The 12,434-nt window shown below is 50.9% G+C and carries 12 protein-coding genes; 6 read left to right on the top strand and 6 right to left on the bottom strand.

Features of this window, described 5'->3' with window-relative positions:
- The first annotated feature begins 28 nt into the window (after positions 1-28).
- The gene (locus ACYU87_RS09500) at positions 29-718 is read left to right on the top strand and encodes a glycosyltransferase family 2 protein (protein ID WP_461133827.1); all 690 of its coding nucleotides are present in this window, start codon (positions 29-31) and stop codon (positions 716-718) included.
- A gap of 9 nt (positions 719-727) precedes the next feature.
- Here the strand turns inward: ACYU87_RS09500 and ACYU87_RS09495 are convergent, their stop codons facing one another.
- The 4 genes from ACYU87_RS09495 to ACYU87_RS09480 all read right to left on the bottom strand — a co-directional run bounded on the left by ACYU87_RS09495 (position 728) and on the right by ACYU87_RS09480 (position 3,967).
- Positions 728-1,651: an RluA family pseudouridine synthase gene (locus ACYU87_RS09495; RefSeq protein WP_461133826.1), complete on the bottom strand. Its 924-nt coding sequence runs from the start codon at positions 1,649-1,651 to the stop codon at positions 728-730.
- Positions 1,652-1,756: 105 nt separating this feature from the next.
- Positions 1,757-2,533, bottom strand: coding sequence for a LytR/AlgR family response regulator transcription factor (locus ACYU87_RS09490; protein WP_461133825.1), 777 nt, complete (start codon positions 2,531-2,533; stop codon positions 1,757-1,759).
- Between the two features lie 95 nt (positions 2,534-2,628).
- Positions 2,629-3,762 carry a sensor histidine kinase gene (locus tag ACYU87_RS09485; RefSeq protein ID WP_461134360.1) on the bottom strand — a complete coding sequence of 378 codons (1,134 nt, stop codon included), beginning with the start codon at positions 3,760-3,762 and terminating at the stop codon, positions 2,629-2,631.
- A gap of 28 nt (positions 3,763-3,790) precedes the next feature.
- Positions 3,791-3,967 carry a hypothetical protein gene (locus ACYU87_RS09480; protein WP_461133824.1) on the bottom strand — a complete coding sequence of 59 codons (177 nt, stop codon included), beginning with the start codon at positions 3,965-3,967 and terminating at the stop codon, positions 3,791-3,793.
- Positions 3,968-3,988: 21 nt separating this feature from the next.
- Between ACYU87_RS09480 and ACYU87_RS09475 the strand changes: the two genes are divergently transcribed.
- Positions 3,989-4,822 (top strand): SdiA-regulated domain-containing protein, encoded by an 834-nt coding sequence (locus tag ACYU87_RS09475; RefSeq protein ID WP_461133823.1) that lies wholly within the window; start codon positions 3,989-3,991, stop codon positions 4,820-4,822.
- Positions 4,823-4,828: 6 nt separating this feature from the next.
- Here the strand turns inward: ACYU87_RS09475 and ACYU87_RS09470 are convergent, their stop codons facing one another.
- Positions 4,829-6,055, bottom strand: coding sequence for an ABC transporter permease (locus ACYU87_RS09470; protein ID WP_461133822.1), 1,227 nt, complete (start codon positions 6,053-6,055; stop codon positions 4,829-4,831).
- A gap of 79 nt (positions 6,056-6,134) precedes the next feature.
- Between ACYU87_RS09470 and ACYU87_RS09465 the strand changes: the two genes are divergently transcribed.
- From ACYU87_RS09465 to ACYU87_RS09450, 4 genes are all read left to right on the top strand, one after another.
- Positions 6,135-7,340, top strand: coding sequence for an exo-beta-N-acetylmuramidase NamZ family protein (locus ACYU87_RS09465; RefSeq protein ID WP_461133821.1), 1,206 nt, complete (start codon positions 6,135-6,137; stop codon positions 7,338-7,340).
- Positions 7,341-7,454: 114 nt separating this feature from the next.
- Positions 7,455-9,524: a sialate O-acetylesterase gene (locus ACYU87_RS09460; RefSeq protein ID WP_461133820.1), complete on the top strand. Its 2,070-nt coding sequence runs from the start codon at positions 7,455-7,457 to the stop codon at positions 9,522-9,524.
- A gap of 78 nt (positions 9,525-9,602) precedes the next feature.
- Entirely contained in the window at positions 9,603-11,135 is a 1,533-nt protein-coding gene (gene guaA, locus ACYU87_RS09455) for a glutamine-hydrolyzing GMP synthase (protein ID WP_461133819.1), read from the top strand.
- Positions 11,136-11,284: 149 nt separating this feature from the next.
- Positions 11,285-11,818 (top strand): DUF2911 domain-containing protein, encoded by a 534-nt coding sequence (locus ACYU87_RS09450; RefSeq protein WP_461133818.1) that lies wholly within the window; start codon positions 11,285-11,287, stop codon positions 11,816-11,818.
- Positions 11,819-11,919: 101 nt separating this feature from the next.
- On the opposite strand, the gene ACYU87_RS09445 is transcribed toward ACYU87_RS09450, so the two are convergent.
- Complete coding sequence (locus ACYU87_RS09445; RefSeq protein ID WP_461133817.1) at positions 11,920-12,276, bottom strand: YtxH domain-containing protein; 357 nt, start codon at positions 12,274-12,276, stop codon at positions 11,920-11,922.
- Between the last annotated feature and the right edge of the window lie 158 nt (positions 12,277-12,434).

The raw sequence follows: 12,434 nt of genomic DNA, 5'->3' as shown, positions 1-12,434 counted from the left end.
TTTGCCCGTTATCGCTTATATTTGTTTTATGCTGCTATCTGTTCTCATTCCTGCTTACAACGAGATTCACTCTATTGATACATTATTGGCTAAGATTCAGGCTGTTCCCATAAACAAAGAAATAATTATTGTCGATGACGGATCGACGGACGGCACCCGCGAGCGACTGAAAGCCCTGGAGGCCGTGCCCAACACTAATATTCGGGTTGTTTTTCACGCCCAGAACCAGGGTAAGGGGGCGGCCATTCGCACGGCTATCCAGCACATGACGGGCGACATTGCCATTGTGCAGGATGCCGATCTTGAATATGAGCCACAGGATTACCTGGCCCTGGTGAAGCCGATTGCCGACGGTCAGGAGAAAGTGATTTACGGTTCCCGGTTTCTAAAGCCCGAGAACCGCCATTCGTATTTTAGTTTCTACATTGGTGGTCAGGTAGTTACCCTGCTGACCAATGCGCTCTTCAACCAGCGCCTTACCGACGAGCCCACCTGTTATAAGGTGTTCGATGCTGATTTTCTGCGGTCTATTCCGCTCGAGTGTACCCGGTTCGAATTTTGCCCGGAGGTAACGGCCAAAGTAGCCAAACGGGGTATTCGTATTAAAGAGTTACCCATCAGTTACTACCCACGTTCCATTTCGGAAGGTAAGAAAATTTCCTGGCTGGACGGGATAGAAGCGATTTGGGTGTTGCTTAAATACAGGGTGGTGAAGTAAGCGCAGGTTTTAGTCCTCCCGTTCCTTCAGCGCGCTCAGAAACAGCTTGGGGACCGGAACACTGAAGTGCATGGCTTGGCCCGTAATCGGGTGCTCAAACGCCAGCACTTCGGCGTGCAGCCCCAACCGACCGATGGGGTCTTTGGTGGCACCGTATTTAGCGTCGCCTACCACCGGGTGACCAATGTCCTGCATGTGTACCCGAATCTGGTTTTTACGACCCGTTTCCAGCTCCAGTTCCAGCAGGGAGTAGCCGTTGTTGGCTTTCACTACTTTATAATTCGTGATGGCCAATTGCCCATTGTCGGGGTTTTGGCTCGAATACACGATCAGGGCTTTACTTTCCCGCAGGTAAGACGTGATCCGGCCCTGTTCCGGGTTGGGTACCCCCTCCACCAGGGCCATATAGGTGCGCTCTTTGGTGGTGGCGTTCCAGGATTCCTGCATGAGTTTTTGCACCCGTTCGCTCCGGGCGAACATCATCACGCCCGATGTCTCGCGGTCGAGCCGGTGGATGATGAAAATCTTGTTTTTGGGATCTTCCTTTTTAACGTAATCGCTCAGAATACCGTACGCTGTGCGATCCCGCTCTTTATTGGTTGCCATCGACAGCAACCCGGCCTGTTTGCTGATAACAATCAGGTTTTGATCTTCGTACAAAATGGTTAAGCCCCGATACTGCGATGTTTGGGGAGCCCGGTTGGCAGCCACTGTAACGATTTGCCCCGGCTTCAGCGGGTGATTGAACTGCGTAAATACTTTTCCATCGACCAGGATTTGCTTGTTGCCCAGCAATGACTTGATATTATTCCGGTTTTTGTGCGGCAATTGAGCAATCAGAAAGGCCATTAATTCGGACGCTTCCGAAACGGACAGAGTAATATCGGTTCGCTGACCGCGCGGCCGACGGGGCGGCTGATTTGGGTTATCCATGCCGCAAAGGTACATCTTCATTTTTGATCTTACCCGCCCGCTTTCGTTTCTTATTGGCCCGACCAACTAGCATCCGGGACTAGTACGAAGGCTGGTTTACCCGGCTTATTTGCCCAGCCACTCCTTGAATTCGGTCATCCGGTCGCCACTAACGAACACCTCCTGCCGTGATTTGGGGGTAAGATCCAGCTTAAGCTTGCCCGCCGAGAATGTATGAATCGTTTGGATGGCAGGCAGCGAAACCAGAAACTGACGGCTGATCCGAAAAAAATAGCGTGGGTTGAGAAGTTGGGTAAGTTTGTCCAGACTGTAATCAACGGGGAGAGTCAGGCCGTCTTTCGTCACCAGAAAAACCACTTTCTCTTCCAGGTAAAAATAGGCGACCTCCCGCGTTTCAATGCTTCTAATCTTGGTACCCACCGTAATCATAAACCGTTCTTTGTAATCGGTATGGTTCGATTTGCCAATCAGATTGAGCAGCGTTTCAATGTCGTGTGAGGTGGATGTATGCTGGCCGAACTGCTTTTTCAGGGATTTGAATTTTTCGATCGCGGCCACCAGCTCGTCATAGTTGATCGGCTTGAGCAGGTAGTCGATGCTGTTGACCTTAAACGCCTGGATCATGTATTCATCGTAGGCCGTTGTGAAAATAACGGGTGTCGTCAGTTGCGTTTGCTCAAAAATGCGAAACCCAAGGTCATCTTCGAGGTGAATATCCATAAAAACCAGATCAACCGGACGATCTGACTCGCTAAACCAGGCTACGGCTTCGGCAACGGATGGAATACGGGCCAGAACCATGATGGCTGGATCGTATTTGTGGAGTAAACTTTCGAGCCGCTTCGCTGTCAGGTTTTCGTCTTCAATAATGACTACGTTCATAGGCTTAACAGGTGAATCGGACCGCCGAGGCCAAACAGATAAATCAGAACTACCTGCCGAAACAAGATCGGGCAACCCGCTTCGGGTACCTAATTTTAGGTAAGTAATGGGACTTTGATGATAAAATTTCCTTCACTTTCGCCAACCCAAACGGATCGGTCTGTGAGCATGGCATACCGGGTAATGATATTCTGAAGGCCCATACCCGTTGATGTTTCGGATTGGGGACGAGGCTGTAAATTGTTCTTCACGACCAGACAATCGTTGTCGAGTAGGATATGCACGCGCAACGGTTCTTTCGTCGACATGCGGTTGTGCTTTACGGCATTTTCGACCAGTAACTGGAGCGTTAACGGGGCAATACTGTAACGGGTCTGATCGGCTTCGGGTACGTTGATCACAACATCGAACTTGTTTTCAAAGCGGATATTCAGCAAAAAGCGATAGGCCTGAATAAACTCCAGTTCCGTTTTGAGCAACACGCGCTCATTGTCTTTCTGCTCCAGAATGTAGCGGTAGGCCCGCGATAACTGGTCGATGAATTTTTCCGACAACTCCGCATCCGCGTGAACCAGTGACGACAGTATACTAAGGCTATTGAACAGAAAATGAGGATTTACCTGGCTTTTCAGCGCGGCAAACTGGGCCTGCACATTTTCTTTCTCCAGCCGTTCGGCCCGTACCTGAACAAGCTCCAGTTCGCGGTAAGTACGTCGGTTAGCGGCCAGGTAGAACGCGGATAACATGGCCATTACGGTCAGGCCGTTGTTTACCCGTCGTCGCTGGTCGTTCCGTTTACGGCGTTCCTCCAGAATATTGGGGGGCAAAACGGGCTTTGGCTGGTGTATATCCTGCTCGCGGGAAATGCCAAAATTTTTCTCAATCACCGTATCCATGCCGTGCCAGATCATATAGAACGCAAAATTGAAGATCAGTGCCAAGGTGCTGGCAATGAATAGTGTAGCCAGCTGGGCCGGGATTTTAAATTCGATGAGAAACCCCTCGCCAAACCGTTTGAACAGGACCTGCTGAAGCCACTCGGTAACCGTGAGCCAGGCGAAGAAAAACAAAACGGTTAAAATCGTTTCCAGTATCCAGAAGGGAATATTTCGGCCCATGAGAAGCCAGCTTAACGACGATACATTGACGTATAACCGAATAGGCCAGTAAATCACGAATACGCTTATAGCGAGTTGCCATTTTTGCGAAGTCGTTAGCCGGTAGGATATCATGGTGGGATGAGTTTACTAAACAAAACTACTGACGACCCGTAAAAAGCAAAAAAGAAACCGGCGGAATGCCAGATTCGGGAATCTGAATGACGCCATTCTGATTATGAACGGGTAGCGAATGAGCCTGAGCCAGGCTGTTGGCCCGGAGTAATTGGCCGGACCGGGCCATTCCGTTGAAAAATACTGGGAGAAGACTGTACATTTGCCCCAAACCCCCTTTGGTATGAATCGCCTTTTCTTTGGTCTGCTGTTTGTCATGGCAGGGTGTGGCCCTTCCTCAAAAACAACAGAGAAACCGGAAGCCGGAACGATCGCTGCGGACTTTAAACTTCCCTATCGGCTCACCGCTCCCGACGAAAAATACACGCTGCCGGGTACGCTGAATGAGATTTCGGGCCTGACGTACTACAAAGACGATAAGCTGCTTTGTGTGCAGGATGAAGAGGCCGTCGTGTATGTGTTCGATACCAAAAAAGGAAAAGTAGTCAAGTATTTCGGCTTCGGTGGGTACGGTGATTTCGAGGGTATCGAGTACGTAAACGACGAGGTATATGTGCTGGAAAGCAACGGAAGACTCTATCGGTTTGCCCCGGAGTCGACCAAAATTGGCCGCACAAAAACCGATTTGCCCAAGAAAACGGAAGTGGAAGGGCTCGGTTATGATCCGAAGACAAAACGCCTGCTGATTGCCGTTAAGGAAGGCAAAGGATCGAGCGACAAAGCCGTTTATTCGTTCGACCTGGTCAATAAGGCCGTTTTTAAAGACATGAGTCTGAACGATGAACAACTGAAAGCCGCGGGCATTGACCCCAAAACGTACAAGCCATCGGGCATTGCGGTGCACCCCATAACGGGTGAGTGGTACATACTCACATCCGTCGGCAAGCGGCTGGTCATTACAAGCCGGCAGGCCAAAATTACTTATTCAGAACCGCTCGACCCCGACGTATTTCGTCAGCCCGAAGGAATTTGTTTTGCGCCAAACGGCGATCTGTACATAGCCAGCGAAGGACGGGGCAAACGGGGATACATCCTGAAATTCAAGTACCAGAAGTAATCCTGGTTATTTTTTGAACGCCAGCGCCTTAATGGGTTGAATTCGATTGATAATAACCGTGGATAACCAAAGCACCAGGCTGATCATCAGGAGGGTAGCCGCATTGAGAGCCAGGACCGTTTTCCAGTCGAAGGCAATGGGAACGTAGCTGATGAAGTAGTTTTTCGGGTCAAGAGGAATCAGCTTGAAACGTTCCTGTAGAAAGCAAATTCCCAGGCCGACGGCATTGCCGATCAGCAGACCCCAGCCAACCATGTTCAGGCCGACGAAGACAAACATGCGTCGGATGAGGGCATTAGTACCGCCCAGGGCTTTCAGTAATCCGATCATGGGCGTTCGTTCCATCATCAGCACCAGCAAGACCGATACCATGTTGAACGAAGCGACAAACGTGATCAGGCTGAGCAGTATAATCATGTTGCGGTCGAGCAGCAGCATCCAGTCGAAAAGAGGACGATACTGGTCCGTAACGCGGGTCAGGCGCATGTTGGGTGTCATAGCCTCAAAAACATTGTCGGCTGCGGATTTTAACTGATCAAAATCGTTCACGTAGATCTCGTAACTCCCCACCGAATCGGGTCCCCACCGATTGAGTCGCTGAACGAGCCTGATGTCGCCCAGGGCAATGGTTTTGTCCACTTCCTCAAGCCCGGTTTCATAAATGCCAACGACCGTCATCTTACGAGCGCGGGGCGGATTACCCAGAAAATACAACGGCACGGCATCCCCAACGTTTACTTTTAACTGGTTGGCCATCAGTTGACTTAGTAGAATATCGGTAGATCCGGAACCCGTGTCGGCACCAACGGCGGGTACATTGCCCGCCACCAATGATTCCCGAAAAAGATTCCAGTCATAATCTTTCCCTACACCTTTCAGAATGACCCCGCTCAGTTCTTCGGGCGTTTTTAGAATACCCGCTTTCAGCGCCACGGCCTGAATGTGGCGCACACCGGGAATACGGGTACTGTCCTGATAAAGAGTTGTTTTTAGCGGAAGGGCCGTTTCTTCGTAAGACGCGTTGTTGGTAAACTTGCTGACCTGCAAATGTGCCCCAAACAGAAAAATCTTCTGCTCGATGGTTCGCTTGTAGCCAAACAACACGGCAAACGCAACGATCAGGATGGCCAGCCCGAGGGCAATACTGGCTATGCCAACGCGGGTAACGGTAGCCGAGAAACTACCTTCCGGTGCGCGACGAACCTTCCGGGCCAAAAAAACAGGGACGTTCAAAATGAGTAAGGTTAATGAGTTAGCCGTGAGTTGACTCACCTAACTTCTTTGTTATGGTGCGTAAAAGTAAGAGTTTTGCATGACGCACTTCCTGCTTGCCACGATGACTTTCCTGACAAAACTCTTTTTTATTGCCTTTAGTGTATTCGCCGTTGCCTGCCAGGCGCAAACGAGCAAACGAAAAACAGTCGCTGCGCTCCAGACCGGAGCCGATCAGATGAACCTGTATCTGCCCGCGTTGCAGGGAAAACGGGTTGGCCTGGTAGTCAACCATACCTCCCGCGTTGGTGCGTCCCACCTGGTCGATAGCCTGCTTTCACGGGGCATTACCATTAAAACCATTTTTGCGCCGGAGCATGGATTTCGGGGACAGGCTACGGATGGGGAAGAGATCAGCAGCGGGCGCGATCCGAAAACAGGCATTATGATTACCTCCCTGTACGGAAAAAACCGGAAGCCAACACCCCGGCAGATGGACTCGCTGGACGTAGTTGTGTTTGATATTCAGGATGTAGGAGCCCGGTTCTATACGTACACGAGTACCATGCACTACGTGATGGAAGCCTGCGCCGAAGCAAACAGACCCATGATTTTGCTGGATCGCCCGAACCCAAACGGCCATTACGTAGATGGCCCGGTGCTTGACCCAGCATTTAAATCGTTCGTTGGCCTTAATCCGATTCCGGTCGTGTACGGACTGACCATGGGTGAACTGGCTCGAATGATCAACGGACAGGGGTGGTTGGCGGGGAGCAGAACGTGCCCGCTGACGGTGATTCCACTTAAGAATTATACCCATCAGACGCCTTACACCCTGCCCGTGCCGCCATCGCCAAACCTCCCGAACCAGCAGGCTATTCTGTTGTACCCGTCCCTTTGCTTTTTCGAGGGAACGGTCGTTAGTGTAGGGCGCGGAACCGACAAGCAGTTTCAGGTCATCGGGTCGCCTTACACCAAATACGGCCCGTACACCTTCACCCCAGTCGACAAGCCAGGGGCCATTAATCCTCCCCTGAAAGGGCAGCTTTGCTATGGCCTGGATTTGTCCACCGTTACGGTGTCAAAACAAAGCCTGATGCTCGATTATTTCTTCGACTTCTTTAACCGGGCAACGGATAAAAGCCAGTTTTTTCTGGCCAACAAGGGCATTGACCGGCTGGCGGGTACCGACCAGTTTCGGTTGCAGTTACTGGCGGGTGTTCCCATGGCGACGATCCGGAAAAGCTGGCAACCCGGTCTGAAGGCCTATAAGGTGATTCGCAAGAAATACCTTTTGTACCCCTAGCCCCGGCTCCATACTTTACGCTCTTTTGTTACTTGTGTACTACCCACTATTTAGCGACAATGAAGTACATTTGCCGCACATTAATTTTGCTGGTGAATTTCCTCCCGTAACTCCGTGAGATTTCTATTTATACTTTTATTGCTGAGTGTATTGCAGCCGCATCGTGGATTCGCACAGGTTTCCGTTGCTTTTGATCAGTGGCCCGCCCGCCTGCAACTTTACCCGCGCGATCAGAGCAACCAGTGCACGGTGGCCATTTCCGGGCGAGTACCTCTCAACGAAGTCAGCGCCGTATCTCTTGTCGTACTCAGAAACCAGGATCGCTACCAGTACGCCCGAACCACGGTAGATGCCAGTACCGGGCGTTTCGCGTTCAAGCCGGTTATCAAAGCCGAGTTGAGTCAGTACAGCTTTCAGGTATTTGTGCACCGGCCTACCTCCGGTGATTCCGTTCAGGTAGCCATTCGGGACAGCATTGTTTGTGGGGATGTGTTCCTGATCATGGGCCAGTCCAATGCTCTTGGGCGCATTAATGAAAACGCATTCAGAAGCGAATTTTGCCGCACGTTTGGTGTCAACAACGGTCCTGTGACCTATAACCCCGCCGATACTGCCTGGTGCATGACCAACACCACCGAAGGGACGAACAGCCTGTGGGGCGTTGAACTGCAACGCTACATTAAAGAACAACAAGGTATTCCAACAGCCGTCATCAATGGTGCGGCCGGGTCGACCGATATTGTCAGCCATGCCACCCGGGATGCCAATCAACCGGCTTCGATGAACACCTTGTACGGCCGTTTGTACTACCGGGTCAGCAAGGCGGGGGTTGCCGGTCAGGTGAAAGCCATGATCTGGCGGCAGGGTGAGGCCGAAGCCGCCAACGACCCCGACGTGTACATACGTGTATTTCCGCAATTGTACAGTTACTGGAAAACCGATTATCCCGGCTTGAAAAAAGTATACCATTCGCAGCTCAACCTGCTCACGAATGAGGTCATCAAAGCAGGCGCGTTGCGGGATTTCCAGCGCCGGTCGAAAGCGCTGTTTGGCGATAACGAGCCAATTGCCACGGTGGGATTACCCGGCTATCAGGGGCTTCATTATGATGAGGTGGCCTATCGTCAATTTGGGCTGGAACTGTACCGGCTCATCGCCCGCGATTTTTACGCGTCGGCTGATACCAGTAATATTGCTTCTCCCAACCTGCAGCGGCTCTATTACAACAACGCCAGGCAGGACGAGATCACCCTTGAGTTCGAGCCTGGTCAGGACGTACACTGGCCTGCCGACACAACCATTACCAACCCCGCGACGGGCCATAAGTACACCCAGAGCTTATCAAATTTCGTGTATACCGATTACCCGAATGGCGAGAGCGGGCTCGTCAAATCAGTAACGGAGCAGGGAAATCGACTGATCGTGAAGCTGACAAAGCCCGTTACGGCCAGTCACCTCACTTATCTGCCTTCGTCGTATAAAGACAATGAAATCGGGTTTTACGCCGGTCCGGTTATTCGCAACCGCCGGGGAATGCGGGCTCTGACGTTCTATCAGGTGCCAATTGCTGCACCACTGCCCGCCATTACGGATCTGCGCGCCGTGCCAGTTGATACAAGTTCGATCAAATTAACGTGGAATAGTATAGCTGACAGTACGACGCAATGGGCCATCGAACGGGCCGATAGTGCCGATCTGTTTAAGCCAATTGCGTTGCTGCCAGGTACCGCCGTCACGTATCAGGACGTACGACAGGTGAATCAGCTTAATTCGCTTAAGGTTGGGAAAATCTACAAATACCGGGTGCGGGCCACCAGCAGCCGGTCCGCATCCGACTATTCGCCTACGGCAACGGCTTCGCTGCAACTGGTTTTGAATGTTAAAGTAGGCCCCGAACTGGAACTGGGTTATACCGGATCACTGGCCAATTCGAGTTCACTAGTGTATCCTAATCCGGCAACGGACCAGGTAAATGTACGCCTGCCGCTAGACTGGAGTGGCGATGCCATTTCGCTCACACTAACCAACGAAGCGGGTAAAACGGTGCTGCAGCGCAACTATCAGGTGCCAGCAGGGACGCCGTTTTTCTCGTTTTCAGTCACGTCTATACCGACCGGTACGTATGTGTTAGCCATACGGTACAAAACTGGTGGGGTTCAGTGTCGATTACTGGTTACCCGCTAAGCATTCAGGGGTAAGGTTACGTCGGTTAGGGCGTTTTTAAGGAAAAATGCCCTAACTTTGCATTTTAGAGACCTATTCATGGCCACCGAACAGATTCTGATTCTTGATTTTGGTTCTCAGTACACGCAACTCATTGCCCGCCGGGTGCGCGAATTGAATGTTTACTGCGAAATCCATCCGTATAATCACCTCCCAACCATCACGCCCGACGTCAAGGGCATTATTCTCTCAGGCAGTCCTTCATCCGTTCGTGATGCCGATGCGCCCGAGGTCCATCTGGCTGCTTTCCGACACAAAATGCCGCTACTGGGCGTTTGCTACGGCGCTCAACTACTGGCTCATACGAGCGGGGGCGAAGTCAAAGCGTCGTCCATTCGTGAATACGGCCGGGCCAAGCTGGGCACAGTTCAAGCAGAAAGTCCGCTGATGAAGGGAATCGACCAGCACTCGCAGGTGTGGATGTCGCACGCCGATACCATCACGAGTGTACCCGATACGTTTGAGATCATTGCGTCGACGGATACGGTCCATGTGGCTGCTTTCCAGGTAGCCGGTGAACCCACCTACGGTATTCAGTTTCACCCCGAAGTAACGCACTCGCTGCAGGGTAAAACGCTTCTTCATAACTTCGTTGTTGATATTTGCGGCTGTTCGCAGAACTGGACGGCAGAATCATTCGCCGAAACGACAATAGCTAACCTGAAGCAGCAGCTCGGCGACGATAAAGTCGTTCTGGGGCTCTCCGGCGGTGTCGACTCGTCGGTAGCGGCTGTACTCATCCACCAGGCTATCGGTAAAAATCTGTACTGCATTTTTGTTGATAACGGCGTACTCCGGAAAGATGAGTTTGAGGGGGTATTGGAATCGTATAAAACACTGGGCCTGAACGTAAAAGGCGTTAACGCGAAAGATCAGTTTTACACCGCACTGGCTGGTTTGACCGATCCGGAAGCTAAACGTAAAGCCATTGGGCGTACGTTCATTGAGGTATTTGACCATGAGGCTCACCTGATCGAAGGGGTATCCTGGCTGGGCCAGGGAACCATCTATCCGGATGTTATCGAATCCGTTTCGGTAAAAGGCCCTTCAGCAACGATCAAATCGCACCATAATGTGGGTGGTCTTCCTGATTTCATGAAGTTGAAAGTTGTGGAGCCCCTGAATACCTTGTTCAAAGACGAAGTCCGCGCCGTTGGTCGGACGCTGGGCCTGCCGGAAGCTATTCTCGGTCGGCATCCGTTTCCGGGACCCGGTCTGGCCATTCGTATTCTGGGCGACGTGACCGCCGAAAAGGTAGACATCCTGCAACAGGTCGATGCGCTGTTTATTGACGGGTTGAAACGTGAAGGGCTGTACGATAAAGTATGGCAGGCGGGTGCTATGCTTCTGCCCGTACAATCAGTAGGCGTTATGGGCGATGAACGGACGTATGAACGGGTCGTAGCCTTGCGGGCCGTAACGAGCGTAGACGGTATGACCGCCGACTGGGCACACCTTCCCTACGAATTTCTGGCTGACATATCCAACGAAATTATCAATCGCGTAAAAGGCGTTAATCGGGTTGTGTACGATATTTCGTCGAAACCACCTGCCACGATAGAGTGGGAGTAGGCGTTATCAATTTACGCTATATACGTTGCCTGAAAATACCCGATGCTATAGTCGCCATCGGGTATTTTTTATGTAAAAACATATGCGACAAACTACCCATTTGTTATCCTTTTAGCTACATTTAGCGCTGGTACTTACTATTTACGAAGATGAAAACAACGAGCATAAACCGACTAATGATCTTTGCGTTGGCTGGCGTATTGATGAGTTTAACGACCTGGGCGCAGGGAGATAAAGCGAACCGACCCAGCCCACCCGCCATGGCTACCGGAAAAGTCAACGGGGCCACGATCAGCATTAACTACAGCAGCCCATCCGTGAAAGGTCGCCCTGTCTGGGAGGCTTCCAGCACGCTTGCACCCTACGGAAAAGTGTGGCGCTCGGGTGCAAACGAAGCTACAACCTTCGAAACCGATAAGGACATTATGGTGGAAGGTAAGCCGTTGCCCGCTGGTAAATACGGGTTCTTTACCATTCCTGGCGAGAAAGAATGGACCGTTATTTTCAATAAAGTCGCTAATCAGTGGGGTGCTTTCAAATACGATCAGGGGCAGGATGTGCTGCGCGTAACGGCAAAACCGGTCAAGTCAGCCCAGATGAATGAGCGACTGGTGTATGATGTGACGGGGAAAGGTGTCTTGCTGCGCTGGGAGCATGTTGAACTACCCATTGCCATCAAGTAAGTTTGCTTTGAGAAACAATGGATTGAGATCTGTTTATCGGAAAACAACAAGGCCGACCCCACTGTAGCGGGGTCGGCCTTGTTGTTTAATGGAGCGAATTATTAGTTCAGCTTCAATGCATCTTCGATGTTGTTGATGCCTGATTTCGTTGCGTCAGCAGCATCGTCAACTTTATTGTTGTACGCGTTTTTGGCGCGTTCCTGGTTGTATGTCGATTGTGCTTCGTTCTTGTATTGGTCAAACTTGTTTTCGGCTTTGTCAGCGTATTTGTTCGCTGTGTCTTCGGCCTTTCCTACAAGTTTGTCAACCTGCGACTTAATTTGCGATACACCTTCTTCCCACTGGCTTTGCAGATCATTGACATTTTGAGTCAATTTATCACGGGTTTCTTTGCCGCTACGGGGCGCTGTTAAATAACCAATGGCTAAACCTGCTAATACACCTCTTATAAAGCTCATAATCTTGTTAGTTTTGAATTTCGTTTGGGATTACCTCTATTGTCTAAAAACTATGCCATTTTTTGCAAATAGATACTAGTGACCTGTTAGTGAGGAAATTAGTCGCCCAGTTGATATTTTATATTCGTAATATCGACCATCTTTTGAGTAGTTTATTC

It is taken from the genome of Spirosoma lituiforme, assembly GCF_054776635.1.
This window is presented reverse-complemented; position numbering and strand designations above follow the sequence as displayed.